Origin of the sequence: Paraburkholderia sp. MM6662-R1 (assembly GCF_050436245.1) — a bacterium.
Taxonomy (GTDB): Bacteria; Pseudomonadota; Gammaproteobacteria; order Burkholderiales; family Burkholderiaceae; genus Paraburkholderia; species Paraburkholderia tuberum.
Genome location: NZ_JBNDLV010000001.1, coordinates 453,029 through 474,911, shown reverse-complemented (window position 1 = coordinate 474,911; position 21,883 = coordinate 453,029). Strand labels below are relative to the sequence as shown.

At 63.3% G+C, this 21,883-nt stretch carries 17 protein-coding genes and 1 pseudogene; 12 read left to right on the top strand and 6 right to left on the bottom strand.

The annotated features are described in order from the left end of the window. Position 1 precedes the first annotated feature (1 nt). From OKW39_RS02200 to OKW39_RS02165, 8 genes are all read left to right on the top strand, one after another. Complete coding sequence (locus OKW39_RS02200) at positions 2-1,504, top strand: glucose-6-phosphate isomerase (protein WP_429361262.1); 1,503 nt, start codon at positions 2-4, stop codon at positions 1,502-1,504. Further along, on the top strand, positions 1,501-2,730 hold the full coding sequence (locus OKW39_RS02195; RefSeq protein WP_429336445.1) for a glycosyltransferase family 4 protein: 1,230 nt from the start codon (positions 1,501-1,503) through the stop codon (positions 2,728-2,730). Before OKW39_RS02200 ends, OKW39_RS02195 begins: the two co-directional genes overlap by 4 nt. Positions 2,731-2,800: 70 nt before the next feature. After that, complete coding sequence (locus tag OKW39_RS02190; protein ID WP_429361258.1) at positions 2,801-3,967, top strand: glycosyltransferase family 4 protein; 1,167 nt, start codon at positions 2,801-2,803, stop codon at positions 3,965-3,967. A gap of 330 nt (positions 3,968-4,297) precedes the next feature. Continuing rightward, a complete protein-coding gene (locus OKW39_RS02185) occupies positions 4,298-6,676 on the top strand; it encodes an ATP-binding protein (protein WP_429561957.1) in 2,379 nt (792 codons plus the stop codon). Positions 6,677-6,713: 37 nt separating this feature from the next. Beyond that, entirely contained in the window at positions 6,714-7,445 is a 732-nt protein-coding gene (locus OKW39_RS02180) for a methyl-accepting chemotaxis protein (RefSeq protein WP_429561956.1), read from the top strand. Beyond that, positions 7,442-7,981 carry a hypothetical protein gene (locus OKW39_RS02175; RefSeq protein ID WP_090804836.1) on the top strand — a complete coding sequence of 180 codons (540 nt, stop codon included), beginning with the start codon at positions 7,442-7,444 and terminating at the stop codon, positions 7,979-7,981. Before OKW39_RS02180 ends, OKW39_RS02175 begins: the two co-directional genes overlap by 4 nt. A gap of 33 nt (positions 7,982-8,014) precedes the next feature. After that, positions 8,015-9,001 (top strand): chemotaxis protein CheX, encoded by a 987-nt coding sequence (locus OKW39_RS02170; RefSeq protein WP_429561955.1) that lies wholly within the window; start codon positions 8,015-8,017, stop codon positions 8,999-9,001. A gap of 31 nt (positions 9,002-9,032) precedes the next feature. After that, entirely contained in the window at positions 9,033-9,398 is a 366-nt protein-coding gene (locus OKW39_RS02165) for a response regulator (protein WP_018418019.1), read from the top strand. 45 nt (positions 9,399-9,443) lie between these two features. Here OKW39_RS02165 and gmd read toward each other — a convergent pair whose 3' ends face one another. Genes gmd through OKW39_RS02150 form a run of 3 tightly spaced genes read right to left on the bottom strand, consistent with a single transcriptional unit; the run spans position 9,444 to position 12,372 of the window. Further along, on the bottom strand, positions 9,444-10,487 hold the full coding sequence (gene gmd / locus OKW39_RS02160) for a GDP-mannose 4,6-dehydratase (protein WP_090804840.1): 1,044 nt from the start codon (positions 10,485-10,487) through the stop codon (positions 9,444-9,446). A gap of 56 nt (positions 10,488-10,543) precedes the next feature. Beyond that, positions 10,544-11,293, bottom strand: coding sequence for an SGNH/GDSL hydrolase family protein (locus tag OKW39_RS02155; protein ID WP_429561954.1), 750 nt, complete (start codon positions 11,291-11,293; stop codon positions 10,544-10,546). Then, positions 11,290-12,372: an acyltransferase family protein gene (locus tag OKW39_RS02150; RefSeq protein ID WP_429561953.1), complete on the bottom strand. Its 1,083-nt coding sequence runs from the start codon at positions 12,370-12,372 to the stop codon at positions 11,290-11,292. The genes OKW39_RS02155 and OKW39_RS02150 overlap by 4 nt, the downstream gene beginning before the upstream one ends. A gap of 559 nt (positions 12,373-12,931) precedes the next feature. Between OKW39_RS02150 and OKW39_RS02145 the strand changes: the two genes are divergently transcribed. The 3 genes from OKW39_RS02145 to OKW39_RS02135 all read left to right on the top strand — a co-directional run bounded on the left by OKW39_RS02145 (position 12,932) and on the right by OKW39_RS02135 (position 19,112). Continuing rightward, positions 12,932-15,133 (top strand): hypothetical protein, encoded by a 2,202-nt coding sequence (locus OKW39_RS02145; RefSeq protein WP_429561952.1) that lies wholly within the window; start codon positions 12,932-12,934, stop codon positions 15,131-15,133. Positions 15,134-15,195: 62 nt separating this feature from the next. Beyond that, positions 15,196-16,662 carry a flippase gene (locus tag OKW39_RS02140; RefSeq protein WP_184033630.1) on the top strand — a complete coding sequence of 489 codons (1,467 nt, stop codon included), beginning with the start codon at positions 15,196-15,198 and terminating at the stop codon, positions 16,660-16,662. After that, positions 16,659-19,112: a glycosyltransferase family 4 protein gene (locus OKW39_RS02135; protein ID WP_429561951.1), complete on the top strand. Its 2,454-nt coding sequence runs from the start codon at positions 16,659-16,661 to the stop codon at positions 19,110-19,112. The genes OKW39_RS02140 and OKW39_RS02135 overlap by 4 nt, the downstream gene beginning before the upstream one ends. 121 nt (positions 19,113-19,233) lie before the next feature. On the opposite strand, the gene OKW39_RS02130 is transcribed toward OKW39_RS02135, so the two are convergent. Then, positions 19,234-19,524, bottom strand: a complete 291-nt coding sequence (locus tag OKW39_RS02130) for a contact-dependent growth inhibition system immunity protein (protein ID WP_429361243.1) — start codon at positions 19,522-19,524, stop codon at positions 19,234-19,236. A 9-nt stretch (positions 19,525-19,533) separates the two neighbouring features. Next, complete coding sequence (locus tag OKW39_RS02125) at positions 19,534-19,860, bottom strand: RNase A-like domain-containing protein (RefSeq protein ID WP_429561950.1); 327 nt, start codon at positions 19,858-19,860, stop codon at positions 19,534-19,536. A gap of 110 nt (positions 19,861-19,970) precedes the next feature. Here OKW39_RS02125 and OKW39_RS02120 point away from each other — a divergent pair, with 110 nt between their 5' ends. After that, complete coding sequence (locus tag OKW39_RS02120; protein ID WP_429491420.1) at positions 19,971-21,314, top strand: IS4 family transposase; 1,344 nt, start codon at positions 19,971-19,973, stop codon at positions 21,312-21,314. A 20-nt stretch (positions 21,315-21,334) separates the two neighbouring features. Here OKW39_RS02120 and OKW39_RS02115 read toward each other — a convergent pair. Continuing rightward, positions 21,335-21,871 (bottom strand): annotated as a pseudogene (locus OKW39_RS02115) (RNase A-like domain-containing protein); the annotation flags it as partial. Between the last annotated feature and the right edge of the window lie 12 nt (positions 21,872-21,883).

The following is a 21,883-nucleotide window of genomic DNA, read 5'->3' as shown; positions in this document are numbered from 1 at the left end:
GATGTCGACGATTCCGCGCGCGAACCCGTTGCCGCCGACAGGCGCGGCCAACGCCGGCCCTGCAAAAGACGCCGCGAGCGGGCTGCTGTCAGGCGGCCCGCGAGAATGGCTGCCGCCGCTCCTGCTGTGGCTGATCGCCGCGGTGCTGATCGTCGCGCATCAGGGCACGGTGCTCACGCTGGCGTTCCCGGTGCTGGCGATCCTGACGGGTCTGTGGCTCTACTTCAAGAGCCCGGCGCGCTACATCGGCTTCATGTGGTGGCTGTGGTTCCTGAGCCCCGAAGTGCGGCGTCTCGCCGACTGGTCAAAGGGCGCGTTCACGCCGACGAGCCTGATCCAGGTCGCGCCGCTCGCCGTCACGATGATCAGCGGGCTGTCGCTGCTGCGCTACTACCGGCTGCTCGCGCAGCGCCGAGGCTTGCCGGTGCTGCTGATCCTGCTCGGCCTGATCTACGCGTTCCTGATCGGCGTGATGTCGAGCGGCCCGCTCGCGGCCACCTACGACCTCGCAAATTGGCTCTACCCGATCCTGATCGGCTTTCACATCATGGCGCACACGCGCCAGTATCCGCAGTATCGCGACACGATCATCAACACGTTCATCTGGGGGATGCTGGTGATGGGCGGCTACGGCCTGATCCAGTTTTTCATCATGCCGCCGTGGGACGCGCTGTGGATGCTCGGCTCGCAGATGAACTCGCAGGGCGACCCGGTGCCGCTGGGCGTACGCGTGTTCAGCACGATGAACTCGTCGGGCCCGTTCGCGTTCGCGATGATGGGCGCAATGGTGTTCGTGATGGCCGCGCAGCATCGCGTGCGCTGGATCGCCGCCGCGCTCGGCTTCTTCTCGTTCGCGCTGAGCCTCGTGCGCTCGACGTGGGGAGGCTGGGTCATCGCGCTCCTGATCCAGCTCGTGAAGTCGAACAACAAGGTGCGCGTGCGCATCGTCGCGAGCGCGGTACTGCTCGCCGGCTTGTGCGTGCCGCTGCTGGCGGTCGGCCCGGTGGCCGAGCGGATGCAGGCGCGGCTAAACACGATCGTCAATCTGCACGACGACCAGAGCTACGCGGCGCGAAACGAGTTCTACGCGACCTTCGCGAAGACCGCGTTTACCGACGTCTCGGGCGAGGGCATGGGCGCGACCGGCACCTCGACGAAACTGTCCAACGACGGCGGCCAGCTCGGCCAGTACGGCAACTTCGACAGCGGCGTGATGAACATTCCGTTCGTGCTCGGCTGGCCCGGCACCTTGCTGTACATGTCCGGCATCGTGTGGCTGCTGACGCGCGCGGTGCTCGGCTCGTTCAGGCTGCGCGACGACAAGTTCGTCTCCGCGTGCCTGAGCCTGTGTCTTGCGACCTTCGCGATGCTCGTGTTCACGAACTCGCTGGTCGGCACCGGCGGCCTGCTGCTTTTCATGGGCGCTTTTTCGATTCTTTCCGCGGTTCACCACGAAAAAATGAACCGCGCACGCACGCTATTTCTCCACGGAGGCACGGATTGAGAGTCGCCATTGTCACGCACGTAGTGCGCCATAACGACGGCCAGGGGCGCGTCAACCACGAGATCGCGCGCGCGGCGCTCGACGAGAACATCCGCGTGACGCTGGTCGCGTCGCACGTGGCGCCCGAGCTGCTCGCGCATCCTAACGTGCGCTGGGCGCCGGTGAAGATCGGCCGCTGGTGGCCCACCAATCTGCTGCGCCAGCAGGTGTTCGCGGCGAAGAGCGCACTGTGGCTGCGCGCGCATCGCCGCGACTACGACGTGCTGCACGTGAACGGCTTCATCACCTGGATGCGCGCCGACGTCAATACCTCGCATTTCGTGCATAGCGGCTGGTTCGCGAGCAAGTACTACCCGTTCGGTCTCACGAAGGGCGTGTGGTCCGCGTACCAGTCGGTCTATACGCGCTGCAACGCGTTGCTCGAGCGCTGGGCGTACCGGCGCTCGAAGGTGATCACCGCGGTGTCGCAGAAGGTCGCCGACGAAATCCGCGCGATCGGTCTCACGCCGCGCAACCGCGTGGACGTCATCTACAACGGCGTCGACACGCAGGGCTTCGCGGCGGCGAGCGGCGATCGTGCAAAGTTCGGGTTACCAGACGATGTGTTCCTGCTGCTGTTCGTCGGCGACCTGCGCACGCCGCGCAAGAATCTCGGCACCGTGCTCGCCGCGTTGAAGCATCTGCCCGAGCATGTGCAGATCGCGGTGGCCGGCTTTCTGCCGGGCAGCCCGTATCCGGACGAGGCGAAGGCGCTCGGCATCGCGCATCGCGTGCATTTTCTCGGGCTCGTGAAGGAAATGCCGGTGCTGATGCATTCGGTCGACGCGTTCGTGTTCCCGTCGCGCTACGAAGCGATGAGTCTGTCGCTGCTCGAAGCGATGGCGGCGGGGCTGCCCGTCGTGACCGCGCGCACCGCCGGCGGCGCCGAGATCATCACGCCCGAGTGCGGCATCGTGCTGGACGATCCCGACGACCCGCAAGCGCTCGCTCGCGCGGTCGCGCAACTCGCCGGCGACGACAGCGCGCGCCACGCGATGGGCAAAGCCGCGAGCGAACTCGCGACCGGCTTCGGCTGGGCGCGCATGGCCGCGCAATACATCGCGCTGTACCGGCAGTTGGCGGGGCAGCAGGAAAACCGCCGGCGCAGCCAGACGGAAGCGACGGTCGTCGCGCAGAACGATGCGCTGACGCTGAACCATCTCGCCGGACAGAAGAGCGTGGAATGACCGCGCGAGGCGCGCCGTCCACGTCTACACATAGCAACTCACCGCAAGCAACACACAGGGGCACACCATCATGACGACTGGCTCAATCAAATCACTGCAGATCGGGATGCACTGGTTTCCCGAACGCGCGGGCGGCCTCGACCGCATGTACTACTCGCTGGTCGGCGCGCTGCCGGGCGCGGGCGTCGCGGTGCGCGGCGTCGTCGCCGGCTCGCCGAAAGTCGCGGCCGATACCGGTGGCGCGATCAACGGCTTCGGCCCCGCCGCGCAATCGCTGCCGCTGCGGCTAATGGCGGCACGCCGCGCGCTGCGCCACGAAATCCGCACGTCGCGGCCCGATGTGATTTCGTCGCACTTCGCGCTCTATACGTTTCCGGGGCTCGACGTGACGCGCGGCATTCCGCAGGTGTCGCATTTTCAGGGACCGTGGGCCGACGAGAGCCACGTCGAAGGCGCCGATTCGTTCGGCCAGCGCGCGAAGCGTTATCTGGAGCAGTCGGTATACGCGCGTTCGTCGCGGTTGATCGTCCTGTCCGACGCGTTCGGCAAGATTCTCACGACGCGCTACGGCATCTCGCCGGAGCGCGTGCGCGTGGTGCCGGGCTGCGTCGATGTCGAGCAGTTCAATCTGCCGATCACGCAGGCCGAGGCGCGTCTGCGTCTGCAATTGCCGCAGGACCGACCGATCGTGCTGGCGGTGCGACGGCTGGTGCGGCGCATGGGTCTCGAAGATCTGATCGATGCGGTGAAGCTGCTCAAACGCAGCGCGCCCGACGTGCTGCTGCTGATCGCGGGCAAGGGTCGGCTCGAAGGTGAGCTAGAGGCGCGCATCGCCGACGCGGGGCTCGAACACAACGTGAAGCTGCTCGGCTTCGTGCCCGATCAGCATCTGGCGGCGCTGTATCGCGCGGCCAACATCAGCGTCGTGCCGACCGTCGCGCTGGAAGGCTTCGGGCTCATCACGGTCGAATCGCTTGCGTCGGGCACGCCGGTGCTGGTGACGCCGGTCGGCGGATTGCCCGAGGCGGTGGCGGGATTGTCGCCCGATCTGGTGTTGCCGGAGACCGGCGCAGCTGCGATCGCCGCGGGTCTCGCCGGCGCGCTGAACGGTACGCTGAAGTTGCCCGATGCGGATGCATGCCGCCGCTATGCGCGCGAACGCTTCGATAACGCGGTGATCGCGAAGCGGGTCGCGGCGGTGTATGCCGAAGCGATTGCGGGGAGCGTGCTGCATTGAAGCGCAGCGGCGGCGGTTCAATCGAATGAAAAAAGGGGCGAGGCTCGGATCGCTGCGTTCGGGCCTCGCGTTCATGTCGCCGCAAGACCGGCAAAAAAAATAGGCTGCAAATAACGGCACTTTTCTGTTGAACTTGAGCCCGGATCAGCCCTTGGCCGCGATTTTCCGACCTTATTTTTCAAATCCCTGAAATGTGGCGCCCGGCGTCGACTTCGTCACGTTTACGTCACACATCCGCGACGATAATCCCCGCGCCCGAAAGTACAAAAACACACGGGCGTCCCGCCAGAAAGCGGGGACCTTGTATTTTCAGATCTCGGGGATTTTCAGATGACCATCCGCCACCGCATCACGCTTCTCGTCATTCTGATGCTTGTCGCGCTATCCGCCATTGGCGGATACGCCGTGCTTCAGACCCGCAACAGCGCCGCCAACGTCAGGCAGGTCACCCAGGGCGTCGTGCCGAGCGCGCTCGCGTCGGCAGACCTCGTATCGCAAGTCAAGGACGTGCAGCTCGCGATGATGACGCTCGTCTATGCGCCTGACGCGAACATGGTCTCGCAGGCTCAAGACCTGCTGAAGAGCAAGGAAGCGTCGTTGCAGGCGGCGCTCGACGTGCAGGCGAAGGCCGCGCAAGGTCAGGCCCAAACCGGGCTCGTGAGCCAGGCGCGCGACAGCCTCGCGAATTATTTCAACGCGGTCAACGACACCGCGAAGATGAAGGCCGACGGCAAGAACGAACTGGCGCAGGCCTATCTGTTCGCGAACGTCGCGCAATACCGCGATGAACTCGAAGGCATCGTCGAGACGCTGCGGATCGAAAAGAACCGCCAGAAAGATGCCGCGATCGACGAACTGAACAGCGCGCTCGCCACCACGACGACGGCGATCGGCGCCGCGACCGGCGCGGCTATCGTGGTGCTGTTGCTGATCAGCGCGCTGCTGTATCGCCAGATCACCCGGCCGCTGAGCCGCATGCAGGTGGAGATGAGCGAGATCGCGGCGAGCCAGGACTTCACGCGCCGCGTGCCGGTCGGACGCATGGACGAGATCGGTCATTCGATCGTCGCGTTCAACGGCATGATCGAGAAGATCCAGCAAAGCTCGCTGCAACTGAAGCAGAAGACCGCCGATATCCAGGCGATGCTGCAAAACATGCAGCAGGGGATTCTGACGGTGGTCGAAGGCGTGGTCGTGCATCCGGAGTACTCCGCCTATCTCGAGGCCATCTTCGAGACGCGCGAGATTGCGGGCCGTCCGTTGCTCGATCTCGTGTTCGGCGGCACCGATATCAACAGCGATGCGCTCTCGCAGATCGAAGCGGCGCTGCAGGCATGCATCGGTGAAGACAGCATGAACTTCGAGTTCAATCAGCACCTGCTCGTCAACGAGATCGCCAAGCCGATGGCCGATGGCCGCGTGAAGACGCTCGACCTGAGCTGGTCGGCGATCACCGACGAACACGACGTCGTGCTGCGTTTGATGCTGTGCGTGCGCGACGTGACCGAACTGCGCGAGCTCGCCGCCGAGGCCGGCGAACAGAAGCGCCGGCTGGAAATGATCGGCGAGATTCTCGCGGTGAGTCAGGAGAAGTTCCATCACTTCGTCGAAAGCGCGACGGGCTTCATCAGCGAGAACGAACGGATCATCCGTCAGCATCACGAGCCGAGTCACGAAGCCGTCGCCGAGCTGTTCCGCAACATGCACACCGTCAAGGGCAATGCGCGCACGTACAGCCTTCAGCATCTGACCGGCATCGTCCACGAAACCGAACAGCGCTACGACGCATTGCGCCGCGCTGACAGCAGCGAAGCGTGGGACCAGCAGCTTCTGATCGAGGATCTGCAGCGCGTGAAGGCCGCGCTCGAAACCTACGCGACGATCAACGAAGTGAGCCTCGGCCGCAAGGGGCCGGGCCAGAGCGGCGCGGTGGATCGCTACCTGATGGTCGATCGCGAGTTGATCCAGAAGCAGCTGGATCTGCTCGAAAGCGCCGATCCGGCCGACCGGGACGCGCTCGTGTCGATGCGCGAATCGTTGCAGCGCGAACTGCGTCTGTTGGGCACCGAATCGATCTACGAAGCGCTCGCGGGCGTGCTCGACTCGCTGCCGTCTCTGGCGGCCGAACTCGGCAAGGAGGCGCCGGTCGTCAGCATCGACAACAACGGCTACCGCGTGCGCAGCGAGGTCAGCCATACGCTGCGCAATGTGTTCACGCACCTGCTGCGCAACTCGGTCGACCACGGCATCGAGCCTGCCGCCGAGCGTGTCGCGAACGGCAAGGACGCCGCCGGCGTCATCGAACTGGAAGTGGGCGTCGACCATCACGCGCTGCAGATCACCATCAGCGACGACGGCCGCGGTCTCGCGCTCGCGAAAATCCGTGGGGCCGCGATCGAACGCGGCTGGATCGACGCCGATGCCGCGCTCAGCGACGAAGCGATTGCCGAGATGATTTTCCGTTCCGGCTTCTCGACCGCGCAGACCGTCAGCGAGATTTCGGGCCGCGGCGTCGGCATGGATGCCGTGCGCGATTTCGTGCGGCGCGAGCATGGCCGCATCGAATTGCGTTTCACCGACGATCGTCGCGGCGCGGACTATCGCCGCTTTCAGACCGTCGTGTCGTTCCCCGAGGACTGGGCCGTGGACAGTCTCGAGGCGTCCGCCGATGCAGCGCGCGAGCGTGACGCGGATGCGGTAGCAGGCTGACGGCCTGATGGATTGAACGAAGCGATGGGAGCAGGTTGTGCTTGAAAGCTATCTTTTGGCCGCAGGCGTTGGCGGTATTCTCTGCGCACTCGCGACGGGAATTTTTTATCGTCGGAAGCTTCGCGCGGGTGCGCAGGCGCAACGTGTCGACGCGCTCGCGCGGCAGGGTCTCGAGCAGCAACTCGACGCGGCGGTCCGGCTCGGCGAGCAGGCCGACAGCGAGCGCGCCGCACTGGAGTCGATGCTAGCCGATCTGCGCGCGCAAGCGGGGCAGTGCGCGCACGATCGCGAAGCGTTGCAGGCGTCGCTCGACGCCGCGAGTTCGCGAAGCGACGAATGGCTGCAGCATGCGACGCGGATCGCGCACGAGGCGGGCCGTCTGAAGACGCTGACCATCACGTTCGAGCGTTGGCACGAGCAGATGATTTCACTGATGTCGCAGAACCGCGACATGCACAAGAAGAACCAGGAGCTGTCGGCGATCGTGCAGCACGTGCTGATCGTTTCGCTGAATGCGTCGATCGAAGCGGCGCGCGCCGGCACCGCGGGTCGCGGCTTTTCGATCGTCGCGGGCGAAGTGCGCTCGCTGGCGTCGCGCTCGCAGGAGTTGTCGAAGAGCTATCGCGAGAGCCTGCATCGCAACGACCTGACGACGGCGGCGACGTTCCAGGACATCCAGGCCGGCGGCAAGATGATCACGGCGTCGCTCGGCGGCGTCGAAGCGCTGGCGACCCAGTTCCAATCCCGGCTCGAGCAGGCCGCGGCGTGATTACCGATCAGGCGAAGCAAAGCATCGCGGACATCTTCTGTCACGCGGCGCGCGCGAGATTGCCCGCGACGCCGGGCGATTCGTGCGAGATCACGGCAGTGCCGAGGTGGGATCGCGATCATCCGGCCGGACCTTGCGCGATGGCGTTGACGATCTCGTCGATCGGCTTTCGTCTGCTGTTCGTGCTGCATTTCGGCAAGGACGACGCGACGCACGCCTACTACGCCAGCGGCGACACGACGCGTTCGCTGTCGGAAACGCTGATGGAACTCGGCAACCTGTGCTGCGGCTACATGAACCAGCAACTGGTCAATCATTTTCCCGATCTTGGCATGTCGACGCCGTATGAATTGAACAGCGCCTGTGTCGAGTATCTCGACGAGTTGCGGCCCGATCACGTGTGGGCGTACGAGCTGACGATCGGCGGTGCGGCCCGGCTGGGTGTCACGCTATGTCTATGCGCGCAGGCGCCCCTCGATTTCAAGGCTGAACTCGCCACGGCCGACGAGGCCGAAGGCGAACTCGAACTTTTCTAGCCCCTCAACACTGCATTCGCAGACTGAAACACGATGAATACCAGCAAGCCCGTCAGCAAGCTGCTCGTGCTCGACGACTGTCCGGCACACGCGCAAGCGCTGAAGCTCTTTTTCGACGAACACAACCTGATCGCACTGAAGGTGCGCGACAGCAACCGCCTCGGCTCGGTACTGGCCACCAATATCGATCTCGGCGGCGTTCTGCTGGCGGATAACTACGGCGGATCGGTCGAGCAGGCGGCGACGAGCGCCGCGCGCATCAATGCCTTGCGCCCCGAACTGCCGGTGATCCTGCGTTCGAGCGGCCACGCGCCGCTCGAACGGCTTCCGAAGCCGTTGACGAACGCGGCATGCGCGCATTTCAATGCCGCCGATCTGACGGCGCTGCGTGAAGCCGTCGATCGATACATCTTCAGCCTCGACTTCCCGAACGCGCTCGTGCGCGGTATCGCGGAGATCACGCAAGCGCGGCTCGCCACGTTGTTCGACGGCGTCACGGTGCAACGCGACACGCCCAGTATCGTGCGCGATCGAATCATCTTCGGCGAGGTCTTCAGCCTGATTCCGCTCGAAGGCAACTGGTGTCGCGGCTATATGTTGATGCAGGCCGAAGAGGAGCCGCTGCTCGGCATGATCGATCGCGATCGCGCGGCACGCGAGCCCGGCATGGGCGCGGGGCAACCGGGCTTTCGCGATCTGAACGACGTGCTCGGCGAATTGACCAATCTGATCTGGGGGGCATTCAAGGACCGCTTCCTCGGTCAGCAGAACGCTCGCGATGCAAGTCAGGTGCAGGTGCAGGTGCCACTGCTGGTCAATCACAAGCATCGCTACATCTCGTTCGGCTCGGACAATCCGCAGTTGCGGTTTCAATATCGATTGAGCGACGCCGCGAGCGGACAGTCGGTATCGATCGACCAGCGCTTCGTTTTCAACCTGAGCTGGTCACCCGAAGATTTTTCTGAAAACGCGGTGGATGTCGACGATCTCGTCGAGTCCGGCGAACTCGATCTGTTTTGATACGACGCGTCGGTGACGCAAGGGAATGGTTATGGCAAAGATTCTGGTGGTGGACGATTCGAGCACGGTACGCGATGAAGTCGCGGGTTTTCTGGCGAAAAACGGTCTCGACGTCGCGACGGCCATCGACGGCAAGGATGGCCTGGCGAAGCTGAAAACGGATTCGAATATCCGCCTGATCGTCAGCGACGTGAACATGCCGAACATGGACGGCCTGACGATGGTCGAAAAAATCCGCGGCGAACTCGCGAACAAGACCGTCAACGTGATCATGCTGACGACCGAAAGCAGCCCCGCGATGAAGGAGCGCGGCAAGGCCGCCGGCGTGAAGGGCTGGATCGTCAAGCCGTTCAAGGGCGATGCGGTGCTGGAGACGTTCCGGAAACTGGCGGGTTGACGGGGCAGTGTGCGGCGGCGAGCGCCGCCGCACACGGATGCCGGGTTAGAACGTCTCGTGGTGCTCGTTGCGCGCGATGTCCGCCTGCACCATCATCTGGCAAAGCTGCTCGAGCGAGGTTTGCGGTTGCCAGCCGAGCGTGTCGCGCGCCTTGTCCGCGCAGCCGATCAGCAGGTCCACTTCGGCCGGCCGATAGAACTTCGGATTGACGCGCACGAGCGTCTTGCCGGTCGCGACGTCGATGCCGGTCTCGCGCTCGTCCTTGCCCGACCATTCCAGCTGATAGCCGGCCGCCGTGAACGCCATGCGCACGAAATCGCGAACCGTTTCGGTGCGGCCGGTCGCGAGCACGAAGGTGTCGGGCGCGTCGGCCTGCAGCATGCGCCACATGCCCTCGACGTATTCGAGTGCGAAGCCCCAGTCGCGCTGCGCGCTCAGGTTGCCGAGTTCGAGCACGTCCTGCTTGCCGAGCTTGATCTTCGCGACCGTGTCCGAGATCTTGCGCGTGACGAATTCGCGGCCACGTAGCGGCGATTCGTGATTGAACAGAATGCCGCTGCTCGCGAACAGGTCGTACGACTCGCGATAGTTGATCGTCGACCAGTGCGCGAACAGCTTCGCGACGCCATACGGGCTGCGCGGATAGAACGGCGTGCTTTCGCGTTGCGGCACCGCCTGCACGAGGCCGAACATCTCGGAGGTCGACGCCTGGTAGAAGCGTGTCTTCGGGCTCAGGATACGCAGGCCTTCGAGCAGATTCAGTGCGCCGACGCCGGTCACTTCGGCGGTGGTCACCGGCTGGTCGAACGACACGCCGACGAAGCTCTGCGCGGCGAGGTTGTACAGCTCGTCGGCCTGCGTCCCGTCGAGCAGGCGCAGCGTCGAGCCGAGGTCGGTTAGGTCGTGTTCGACGAGACGCAGATTCGGATGATCGAGCACGCCAAGCTCACGCATGCGCCAGAAGTTGACCGAACTCGTGCGCCGGTAGGTGCCGGTCACGTGATAGCCCTTGTCGAGCAGCAGCCGGGTCAGATAAGCGCCGTCCTGTCCGGATACGCCGGTGATGATCGCTTTGCGTGGTTGGCTCATAGCTTGCCTTCTAGTTTGTGAGAGAAAAGAGAACGGAACGCGCGTGAGGGCCTGGCTCAATGCGCGTTGTCCAGCAGCCGCCGCACCAACGGTTCGACGACCCGATAATCCTGTTCGGCCTTCAGCCGGTACAACTCCGGCTTTGGATGCGCGCCGTCCGACATCAGCGACTTCCAGTCGGGCAGGCTGCTCACATACGCGTATTGATCGACGAGCGGCACCTGCTGTTCGGCGGCCACGCGTCGCGTCATCGCTATCATCGCGGCGAGCCGGGCGTTGAGCCGGTCATCGGGCATCGGGTTCGAGGTCTGCAAGACAGGCTCCTTGCCGAGCGCTCGCGCGGTTTGCACGAGCGACGTCTCGGCCGCGTAAAACTGCTCGGGCGTCTGGTTGTGCATCACTTCGTTGATGCCGTAGTTGATCAACACGACCCGCGCGGGCGAGGCGGCGAGACGTTCGCGCCACGGCAGTCCCGCCGTCGGCCCCGCGCGACGGTTGCCGGTGCCGTCGCGCAACTGCCAGGCCATCGTGCCGCCGACGCCGTAGTTCGTGACGCGCACGCGCTCGCCGTCATGCGCCTGCAACGCTTGCTGCAGATACGTGACGGCGTTGCGGGCTTGCGGGCCGCAGTGGCCATCGCTGCAGGTGATGCCGAGCGTGGTCGAGTCGCCGTAAGCGTCGATCAGCAGTTGCGTCGGCGATGACGCTGCCGGCCCGGCCACGGCCGCGCGCGTTGTCGGGGCGATCAGCATCAGCGCCGACACGACACCCAGCACGTGGGCAGCAACAACGGCCAGGCGGTTCATGCGCGGCCTTGCGGTGCTTGCCGCGCAACGTGGGCGCTGGCGCCGGTCGTCGCTCTCGACCCGCGCGCGCCGAAAATCAGGCGCTTCTCGAATGCGAACCACGTGATGCTCGCGTACACGAGTGTGATAGCGAGCGCGATCGCGGCGCTCAGATAGCGATTCAGATGCAGCGGCCACACCATGTACAGCACGCTCAGGTGGATCAGATAGATCGTGTAGCTGACGGTGCCGATATAAACGAGCACGCGATTGCACAACAGCCGCTTCACGATGCCCTTGCTCTGCAGCGCGATCACGACGATCGACGTGCACAGCACCAGCGACACGCTATACAGCCCCGCATTCGACAACGGCGTATTCGCTGCGCGAAAACGCGGGTAGTGCAGATGCAGCCATGCCAGCACCGCGAGCGCGGCCAGAGCGCCGAGCACCGCGAGTCCCTTGAACGGTTCGAGCGCATTGCGATCGCGCCGCACGGCAACCGCGAGCAGCGCGCCGGCCGCGAGCAGATCCATGCGGAACGGCGTCAGGTAGTAGATCGGCCAGAACGAATCGAACCACGGCGTCGCGAGCGCGCGCAGCAGCGGCACCAGCACGATCAGTGCGGCCGCCACCAGCCCAAGCAGACGCTCGGGCACGAGCAGGATCACGAACGGCCAGAAGATGTAAAACTGCTCCTCGACCGCGAGCGACCACAGCACGTTGAGGCTGTCATGACCGCTTTGATTGAGCGCATCGCCGATATTGGTCGCGAAGAACGCGTACCAGTACCAGTGCTGCGCCCACGCGAGGCCGAACAGCAGCGACGACACGGCCATCAGCAGCAGGTACGGCGGCAGGATGCGGCGCGCGCGCCGCGCATAGAAATAGCTGAAATACGACTGCTGGCGCGACTTGCGATCGAGCAGGATGCCGCTGATCAGAAAGCCGCTCAAAACGAAGAACAGATCGACGCCCATCCATAGCGGCGCTTTCAACGCGTGCTGCGCGAACACCGCGAGCACGGCGATCGCGCGCAGACCGTCGAGCTGCACGATGCGGGAATGGGAGGGCGCGAGGGGCAATGCGCTGGCTGTCATGAACCGTCCATGGTGTAAAGCGGATGGGCCGGACGAAGGGCCGCGCGGTTCGCAACGAATGGTCGGCGAACAGGCGCGAGCTTCGCGTCGCAACTGAAGTGCAATCGATTCTAGGGAAAAGAAACTCGAGAAAAAACCCGATGGAATGGGCTAATTGAATCAGATTGAAACAGGGTATTTCTTTGGCCATTCTCGAAAGATTTATATGCTTATGTGGTGAGCATCGGGCAATCCGTAACAAATGCGCATTGCCTGATATCACATCGGTAGGAACGGGGGATCGTCGCGACAGAGGCGACCTGACGGCGAGGCTTGCGCGTTTATCGATTTTTAAAATCGTTTCTTTTGCGACGTATAAGCGGACGAATATTTTTGAATTATTTTCGATTTTCGTCACCGCATTTTTTCCGCGTAACTTAGCCGTGCGGACGGCTGCCTTCAGGTGCCGCGCTTCAATCGGTTGCGCTTCGTTTCGCTTTGCCACATCACTGAATTTCGCCCCGAGCGGGCGCAGGTCCGCGTGCATCGCGTTGACCGGACATCGACTGGAGGTTCCGCCTTGCGCCGTATCACGTTCAAAAGCTGGTTCGCCCTGACAGCCTGCGCTGCCGGCGTCGTCGCCGCATCGGCCGGTCTGCCGGCGCGCGCCGAAACCGCTTTGAACGCGAAGACCTCATGGATCGGCAACAGCTTCGGCTTTGGCGATGGCACATGGACGCAGATCGATATCACCGCGATCGCGGTCACGCCCGACGGCAAGGTCTATACGAACGCGCCGTGGGACGAAAGCGGCGCTGAAGCGAGCGTCTATCAGGACGGCAAGATGCTCGGCTTCGCGGGCGGCACGCATGGCTGGGGCAACGCCGGCGGCAATGCGATCGCGGTCAACCGGAAGTATGCGTTCGTCGCGATCGCGGTCGGCAATGAAAAGGGACGCCTGGTCGAGCCGGGCGTGTGGCCGGACAAGGGTAAGCAATGGTTTGGTATCTCGCGGCGCCTGATCGACGAGCCGAAGCGCGTGGCACCGTTTCAGCCCGTCGCTAAAAACGCGGACCCGCACGCGCAGCTCGCGGCCGGCTTTCTGATGATGAACGAAGTGCCGACCGGCACGAACGCTGAGATCGGCGGGCTCGCCGCGAACGACACGACGCTGTTCGCGGCCAATACCGCGCGCAATCGCATCGAAGTCTACGATGCCGAATCGATGCAGCAGAAAGCAACGTGGAACGTGCACGAGCCTGGACGTATCGCGCTCGCGCCCGACGGCACGCTATGGGTGCTCAGCGGCACGCGCGGCGATCGCGCGCCGGGTATCGAGCATTACACGGCGACCGGTCAGCGCATCGACGAGACCATCACGCTGCCGGCCGATACGGTCGCGGTCGGCCTCGCCGTCGATGCGCAAGGCCGCCTCCTGATCGCCGATAACGGTCCGCGCCAGCAGGTGCTGTTCTTCACGAAGCGCGACGGCCGCTACACGGAGTCGGGCACGCTCGGCGAGCGCGGCGGCATTTTCAGCGGCGTCGCGGGCAAGCCCGGACCGTTGCGATTCAACGGGTTGACCGGCGTGGGTGTCGATGCGCGCGGCAACGTGTACGTGTCGACCAATGGCATCGGTCCGCGTTACGAGCCGATCGGCGCGGGCCTCGGCGCGACGCTCGAAAGTTATGCGCCGAACGGCAAGCGCAACTGGCAGGTCGAGGGGCTGCTGTTCGTCGACGGCGCGTGGATCGATCCGGCCCGGCCCGACAGCGTCTATACCGGCAACAAGCGCTTCGAACTCGATTTGTCGAAGCCGTCTGGACAGGACTGGAAATACGCGGGGTTCCTGTCGAATCGGTTCAAGTACCCGGACGATCCGGTGTTCCATACCGACCAGTATCCGGGTCTGCCGATCGCGCGGCGGTTGAAGGGGCACACGTTCCTCTATCTGACCGACATGTATGCGGATCATCTGAAGATCTATCGCTTCGATCCGCAGCATGACGGGGAGACCGCGATTCCCTCGGGATTTATCGCAGGTCGCGAGCGCGCGGTCGCGAAGGTGCCGAATGCACCGCCGGGCGGTGACTGGATCTGGCGCGACACGAATGGCGACGGGCGCTTCGATCGCGACGAATACACGCTGAACACGAGCGGCACGAAGCTCGCGGGCGGCTGGGGCTGGTGGGTCGACATGGCCGGCGACATCTGGCGTACCCGGGATACGAAGGGCATCTATCGCTTCCGTTTCGGCGGACTCGATGCGAAGGGCAACCCGGTCTACTCGTACTCGAACCTGACGCAGTACCCGGTGCCGGCACCGTTCAGCGAACTGCATCGCGCGATCTATGAATCGGACACCGACACGATGTACGTGAGCGGGTATACGGCCGATATGCCGACCGCGCAGGGCTTCTGGAAGGAAGTGGGCCGCGTGCTGGTGCGCTATGACAAGTGGTCGAGCGGCAAGCCGGTGCAGCGCTACGCGATCACGCTGCCTTGGCAGACGCAGAGCAAGCCCATTGCGACGATCATCGGCGTCACGGTCGAGGGACAGTACGTGTTCGGCGTCGAGCCGGTCGGCGCGGTGCACGTGTGGGACAAGGACAGCGGCAAGGAACTCGGCGTGATCCGGCCGGGCCCCGAAGTGGGCCGCGCGTCGGGTTGGGTCGACGTGCCGAACGGTATCAGCGCGACGAAGCGCGGCGATGGCGAGTACCTGGTGTTCGTCGAGGAAGACGCGCGCGGCAAGGTGCTGATGTATCGCTGGAAGCCTTGAGGTGCGTTGGCCTCGCTGACGCAGCCCCGCACCCAATCTAACCGCAAAACCGAAGGGATTCGATGGACAAAGGCATTCTCAGGAACGTGGCGATCAACTTTTTCGGGCTCGTGCTGCCGACGTTCGTATCGCTCGTGACCGTGCCGTCGTATATCCGGCTGCTCGGCGTGGAGCGCTACGGTGTGATCAGTCTCGTGTGGACGCTGATCGGCTACTTCGGGATTCTCGATCTCGGCATGAGCATGGCCGCGCAGAACCATATTTCGAAGGCGCGCGCGTCGGGCGATCAGCAGGAAAGCGCACGCGTGTTCTGGAGCGCAACCTGGCTCAATCTGACGACCGGCGTTGTCGGCGGTCTGATCATCTACTTCGGCGCGTTCCTGTACACCGCGTATTTCACGAAGGTATCGCCCGAGCTGCAGCACGAAGTCTATATGGCGCTGCCGTGGCTCGCGGTCGCGATTCCGATCGCCAACGTGTCGTGGGTGTTCGCGGGCGCGATCAACGGCGCGGAACGCTTCGGCGTCTACAACACGAACCAGACCATCGGCACGTTCCTGTTCCAGCTGCTGCCGCTCGGTGCCGCGTGGTGGCTCGGCGCGACTTTGCAGAACGTACTCGCCGCGGCAGTCGTCGCGCGGATTCTCGCGGCGTTGCTGCTCGGCCGCTACGCGCTGAAAGTGCTTGAAATACGCAGCATTCAGCCGCCGCGGCTCGGCGTCGCAAAGGGGCTGTTCAACTTCGGCGGCTGGATGCTGATCGCGAGCGTGACGACGATGGTCGCCGATTCGCTCGATCGCGTCATGCTCGGTTCACGGCTCGGCGCGCGTTTCGTCACGTACTACACGGTGCCGCAGAATCTCGTCACGCGTCTGAACATCGTGCCGACCGCGCTGGTACGCACGCTGTTTCCGCGGCTTTCCGCAGTCGGCCGCGCCGACGCCGACACGATCACGCAGCAATCGCTCGAATTTCTGAACGGCGTGTTCACGCCGGTCGCGCTCATCGCGATGCTGGTGCTCGAACCGTTCCTGCATCTGTGGGTCGGCAACGAGATCGCGACGGTCGCGGCGCCCGTGGGCCGCATCATGATCGTCGCCGTGTGGCTCGTCGGCCAGGCGAACGTGACGCGCATCCTGATTCAGTCGCAGGTCAATCCAGCCACCGCCGCGCGCATCGGCCTCGTCGAGTTGCCGCTTTTCGCCGGCGCGTTGTGGCTCGGTATCACGCATTTCGGGCTGACGGGCGCGGCGGTCGCGGTCGCTGCCCGCGCGCTGTTCGACTACGCGGTGCTGCTGCGTTTCGCCGCGATCCGCGCGCGCCAGATCGTGCTCGACATGCTCGCCCATCTCGCTTTCCTGCTCGCCAGTCTGTGGCTCGCCAGCTTCCTGCCGAGCCTCGCGCTCGCGATCGCCGCCGGTGTGCTGATGGTCGGCGCGAACGTCGCGTGGTCGATCACGATGACGCCCGCCTTGCGCAATCTTGCGCGTTCACTGCTATTGCGACTGAATCCGAGGAAAAGCGCATGAATCATGACGTCCTTGAAAAAAAACTGTTGAGGCCCGCGACGCGCAGCGCGCTCGACGAACTGACGAGCGTGCCCGGCATCCAGCCGGCACCGCGCCGTACCGCACCGCGCGCGAGCAAAAGCGTGCGCATCGCGATCGTGCACGACTGGCTCGTCACCTACGCGGGCGCGGAGAAAGTGCTCGAGCAGATCATCGCGTGCTTTCCCGACGCGGACCTGTTCAGCCTCGTGGACTTTCTCGACGATCGCAGCTTCCTGCGCGGCAAGCCGGTGACGACGTCGTTCATCCAGAAGTTGCCGCTTGCGCGCAGCAAGTACCGCTCGTATCTGCCGCTGATGCCGCTCGCGATCGAGCAGCTCGACGTGTCGGCGTACGACGTCGTGATCTCGAGCAGTCACGCGGTCGCCAAGGGCATACTGACCGGTCCCGATCAGGTGCATATCAGCTACGTGCATTCGCCGATCCGCTATGCGTGGGATTTGCAGCATCAGTATCTGCAGCAGTCGAAGCTGACCAACGGCCCGAAGTCGGCGCTGGCGCGGCTGATTCTGCATTACATGCGCAACTGGGATATCCGCACGTCCAACTCGGTCGACGGCTTCGTCGCGAACTCGGCGTTCATCGCGCGACGCATCAAGAAGGTGTATCAGCGCGACGCGCAGGTGATCTTCCCGCCGGTCGATGTCGAGGCGTTCACGCTGTGCACGGAGAAGGAAGACTTTTATCTGACCGCCTCGCGCATGGTGCCGTACAAGAAAATCGATCTGATCGTCGAGGCGTTCGAGCGGATGCCCGAGCGCAAGCTCGTCGTGATCGGCGACGGACCCGACATGGCGCAGATCCGCGCGAAGGCGGGGCCGAACGTCGAGATCATGGGCTATCAACCGTTCGAGGTGCTGAAGGACCGCATGAGCCGCGCGAAGGCATTCGTGTTTGCGGCCGAAGAGGACTTCGGCATTTCGGTGGTCGAGGCGCAGGCTTGCGGCACGCCGGTGATCGCGTACGGCAAGGGCGGGGCGCTCGAAACGGTGCGCGATCTGTCGGAGCCGAAGCCGACCGGCATGTTCTTCGATGAACAGGATACCGACTCGATCATCGCTGCCGTGAATCGTTTCGACGAGCTTCGGCACCGGTTCCTGCCGGAGAATTGCCGCGGCAACGCCGAGCAGTTTTCGGCCGCGCATTTCCGCGAGCGCTTTTTCTCGCAGGTGCGCGCGGCGGTGCCCGCGTTGTGCACGGCGACGCTGCCGGCCTATACGCCGTATCGGCCGGCCGTGCAGGGCGCCGCGAACGTGCCGCGCATTCTTGCCGTCGATCAGAGCGGCGTGCTCGGCGGCGCCGAACTGTCGCTGCTCGAAATCGTCAAGGCGCTGCGCTCGCGCATCGAGGTCGTGCTGTTCGACGACGGGCCGTTCAACACCGCACTCGCGAAAACCGGCGTCGAGGTCACTGTACTCGATGCCGGCGCGCTCAAAAATGTGCGCAAGCAGGGCGGTTCGATGCCAAAAGGTCAGGCGTTGAAGGGACTCATCTCACTCGTGCGTGCCACCGCGAAACGCGCGCGCAAGGTGGATGTGATCTACGCGAACACGCAGCGTGCGATGGTGATCGGCGCCGTGGCCGGCAAGCTCGCGAGACGGCCGGTGGTCTGGCATTTGCGCGACATCGTCAGCGCCGAGCATTTCGGCGGCAAGCAGCTTGCGATCATCAAGTGGTGCGCGCGGCTCGGTCTCACGCACGTGATCGCCAATTCGGCTGCATCGGCGCAGGCGTTTGCGAAGCTTACGCGGTTCGACAGCAAGCGCATCGACGTCGTGTTCAACGGGATCGCCGCGGAACCGTTCGACGCATTGCGCACGGTGCCGCAAGCGCTGCTGCGCGAGCGCCTGAATCTGCCGCGCGACGCGTTTCTCGTCGGCTCGTTCAGCCGGCTTGCGCGTTGGAAGGGACAGCATGTGCTGCTCGAAGCGATAGTGCTCAATCCGCAGATGCATGCGGTGCTGGTCGGCGCGGCGCTGTTCGGCGAGGACCAGTACGAGAGCGAACTGCGCGCCTTCGTCGCCGCGCACAAGCTTGGCGAGCGCGTGCATTTTCTCGGCTTCCAGCACGATATTCCGGCCTGCATGTGCGCGGTCGATGCGGTTGTGCATACGTCGATCACCCCGGAGCCGTTCGGTCGCGTGATCGTCGAGGGGATGCTCGCGCAGCGGCCGGTCGTGGCGTCGCGCGCAGGCGGCGTGCTCGAAATCATCGACGACTACGAGAACGGCGTGCTGTGTACGCCGGGCGACGCGCATGCGCTCGCCGATACGCTCGCCGAATTGCGCTCGAACGGCGACTTGCGCGACAAACTGGTCAGGAACGGCTATCGGACCGCGCAGGAGCGCTTCGGCACGCGCAGCTATGTGGATGGGGTTGCGCAGATTCTGACCGGCGTGGCAGCGCGGTGACGAGGTGATTTTTACGCGAGGGTAGACGAGGGCTTGGCCAGTCCTTGCTTGGCGTAGCGGAGCGAAAGTCTCGAACGACTTTCGCTCCGTTTTTTTTATTCCTCGCGCGGCGACAGGTTGATTACTCGCTCAGAAGGCGCTTGAGTTCGTCAAGGAATGAAGCAGTAGTGTGGCCCCACAGATTGGGATCAATCCCTGCGCCGTAATCTCTTTCAAACGCAGAATCGAGGTCGGACGGATGCTCATTCATGAATGAATTTATTTCATCAACCATTTCCTTTTGATATTCCAGTGGGCTATCATTTCTATAGCATGAGACAATTTCAGGGATTGTGTTTCCCCACAAATCAAAATCCTCATTGAAATACGCACCGAAAAGCTCGTACATTCTAGGGTAGCGATCTGATAGCATTGGCTATCCTTAGCCCACGTGGGCGGTTAATATGTAATACGGCATATTATTATATTCCTGAAACTTCAAAATTACGGTGACTTCGTTCATCTTGGTCAGTTCGTTGGTTTTTCTCGTTACCCCGTATCCTATATCGCCACAAACCTTCTTGACCAATGTAAGGGGAATGCGGTTTTTCGGAGATTGTATCCAGCTCTGTATTTTCAAGGCATTTGAGTTCATTACATCAGATATCGCCAACTCTGCCACCTGAAGATTATAAAACGATGAAACAACCCTTTTTTGGGGTTCCCGTTTAAGGCGTTCCCGTAGCCATGCCCATAGCGTTATACACATTTCGTTGTCCGCGCCGCCCGCGCCAGCAAGCCGTTTACATTCAATGACTTGGAGGCTGGGCTTGTAAACTTTGGCCGAATCGCGTCTACTCTTGCAATTTGGGCGGGCGCGTGACGAAGGCTGCACAGCAGTGGATCGAGCAGGAATTTGCGGGGCTGGACCTTGGCGACGCCCGCCTGGACAGGAGGGCAAAGAAATTGATGGAACGACTTGCGGCCAATCCGACGGCCAGTATCCCGCAGGCGTGCGATAGCTGGAGCGAGACGTGCGCAGCGTACCGTTTTTTGCGCAATACGGATGTGGCCTGGGAAGCCATACTGGAGCCGCATTGGGCGAGCACGCAGGAACGCATGCGCAGCCAGTCGGTGGTGCTGTGCATCCAGGACACGACCGAGCTTGATTTCAACGGCCAGGACATCGACGGGCTGGGGCCGTTGAACTACGAAGCAAGGCGCGGGCTGTACTTGCACCCCACCTATGCGGTGACGACCGAACGCGAACCGCTGGGCGTGCTCGACGCGTGGATGTGGGCGCGTGAGGAGCTTGATGCCGATGGCGTTCGTCCTGGTCCGAAAGAAAGCACACGCTGGGTCGAAGGCTACGAGCGCGTGGCGGAAATGGCGCCGGACATGCCGCACACGCGACTGGTGTACGTGGCCGACCGCGAGGCCGACATGGTGCAAATGATGCGCCGGGCCAGCGAGCTGGGCACGCCGGCGGACTGGCTGGTGCGCGCCAAACATGACCGCTGTTTGCCCGGCGGCGACGGCGCCAGGCTGTGGGCGAGTACAACCAGCGCTGAGCCCTTGGGTGAAATCACCTTCGTGACCGGCGCCCGCGAGACTCAGAAGAGTCGCACCGTGCGCCAGCAACTGTGGGCTCGCGAAGTCGAGATCGCGGACGGCGAGCGCGGCAAGATCAAGGTTCACTGCGTAATCGCACGCGAAGTCGGGGCGCCCGCTGGCATCAAGCCGATTGAGTGGCGTTTGCTGACCAACCGAGCCGTCGCAACCCAGGAAGAAGCGGTCGAACTGATCAATTGGTACCGGGCGAGATGGGAAATCGAAATCTATTTCCATGTCCTCAAGAATGGCTGCGAAGTCGAGACCCTGCAATTGGCCGCTGTCGACCGGATTGAGCGCGCGCTGGCCTTGTTCCTGGTGGTGGCTTGGCGCGTGACGTATTTGATGCGCAAAGGCCGAACCTGCCCGGATCTGGATGCCGCCTTGTTCTTCGATCCGGACGAAATTCGTGGCGCCCATCTGCTGGCAAAAAAGAAGATGCCGGCGACGCCGCCCACTGTGAATGAGGTCGTGCGGCTGATTGCGCAAATCGGTGGTTTCCTCGGCCGAAAGAGTGACGGTGAGCCGGGCGCCAAGACCATCTGGCGAGGGCTCGATCAGGTACTCGCTGCCGCTGACACGCTACGCGCGCTCCGCGAAGGGCTCGGCTAATGACTTCTGTATAACGCTATGAGCCATGCCTCATCCTTCTCAATATGCTTCAGAATCGTATGCCCGCCAAGCCTTGGATTAATGGCCTTCGCCTCATGCATTTGCAGATTGATCCTGCCCATCGTGACGCTGGCCACGCGTGCAGCCTTGATCGAGCCAGCGAAGCCAAACGGCACGATCATATCAACTGACAGGCCGATCTTGTTTGCCAGGTCAGGACTGGCCGTCATCGCCTCGGCCAGTTTCGTCGTTCCTTGCTGGGTCAGCGTGGCCGTATCCCGGCCCGTCCAGATTTGTCGCAAACCTGCCGACGCCGTATCTGAGCCATGCACGCCGAACACAACGCACCCCGCCTTGCTTGCCATCGTCGGTTCGGGCAGCACACACAGAGCCGCCGCCCCGACCATTTCCAATACCCCGCCGACAACCTGCAAACCGCCCCATAGCCGGTTGGAAAGCATTTCGGTGGGGCTGATCGACTGGCGGGAGAGCACCGCCGCCAGTTGAGGCGCACTGAGTACCACTTGCACGGCATCCGGATCGTGTTGATACGACACTACGATGTCCCC

Bases quoted from the DNA above. Each gene is read 5' to 3' on its own strand.
- OKW39_RS02200 (WP_429361262.1), top strand. From the start codon at position 2: ATGTCGACGATTCCGCGCGCGAACCCGTTGCCGCCGACAGGCGCGGCC.
- OKW39_RS02190 (WP_429361258.1), top strand. From the start codon at position 2,801: ATGACGACTGGCTCAATCAAATCACTGCAGATCGGGATGCACTGGTTT.
- OKW39_RS02185 (WP_429561957.1), top strand. From the start codon at position 4,298: ATGACCATCCGCCACCGCATCACGCTTCTCGTCATTCTGATGCTTGTC.
- OKW39_RS02170 (WP_429561955.1), top strand. From the start codon at position 8,015: ATGAATACCAGCAAGCCCGTCAGCAAGCTGCTCGTGCTCGACGACTGT.
- OKW39_RS02165 (WP_018418019.1), top strand. From the start codon at position 9,033: ATGGCAAAGATTCTGGTGGTGGACGATTCGAGCACGGTACGCGATGAA.
- gmd (WP_090804840.1), bottom strand. From the start codon at position 10,487: ATGAGCCAACCACGCAAAGCGATCATCACCGGCGTATCCGGACAGGAC.
- OKW39_RS02155 (WP_429561954.1), bottom strand. From the start codon at position 11,293: ATGAACCGCCTGGCCGTTGTTGCTGCCCACGTGCTGGGTGTCGTGTCG.
- OKW39_RS02150 (WP_429561953.1), bottom strand. From the start codon at position 12,372: ATGACAGCCAGCGCATTGCCCCTCGCGCCCTCCCATTCCCGCATCGTG.
- OKW39_RS02140 (WP_184033630.1), top strand. From the start codon at position 15,196: ATGGACAAAGGCATTCTCAGGAACGTGGCGATCAACTTTTTCGGGCTC.
- OKW39_RS02135 (WP_429561951.1), top strand. From the start codon at position 16,659: ATGAATCATGACGTCCTTGAAAAAAAACTGTTGAGGCCCGCGACGCGC.
- OKW39_RS02130 (WP_429361243.1), bottom strand. From the start codon at position 19,524: ATGCTATCAGATCGCTACCCTAGAATGTACGAGCTTTTCGGTGCGTAT.
- OKW39_RS02125 (WP_429561950.1), bottom strand. From the start codon at position 19,860: ATGTGTATAACGCTATGGGCATGGCTACGGGAACGCCTTAAACGGGAA.